The following is a 278-nucleotide window of genomic DNA, read 5'->3' on the forward strand; positions in this document are numbered from 1 at the left end:
CTCGCGAACCAGCCGACCCTGCTCGCCCGAGCGCCCCTGCGCGTCGAACGGCGTCGAGAGGACGAGCGCGGCGGCGCCCTGAGCCCAGCGGTCGTCCTGCCATGACTCGACGGCCACCGGGATCGCGCGATTGCGAGGTATGAGTCCCGCGCGGAAAGCAGGCTCGAACCCGAACGACCAGTGCCGCCACGAGTCGACGCCCTCGCCGAGCACGATGAGGATCTCGGGGTCGATCACGTTGACGATGCCGGCGACCACCCGGCCGAGCAGGTGGCCCG

General features: G+C 71.6%; 1 protein-coding gene. It reads right to left on the bottom strand.

Annotation, left to right across the window (positions count from 1 at the left end; genetic code table 11):
• Positions 1 to 278, bottom strand: a 278-nt coding sequence (locus tag SB773_RS31345; RefSeq protein WP_410594190.1) for a hypothetical protein, incomplete at both ends; no start/stop codon positions are given.

The organism is Bacillus sp. SIMBA_074, from assembly GCF_046534555.1.
Classification (GTDB): Bacteria; Bacillota; Bacilli; order Bacillales; family Bacillaceae_G; genus Bacillus_A; species Bacillus_A mycoides.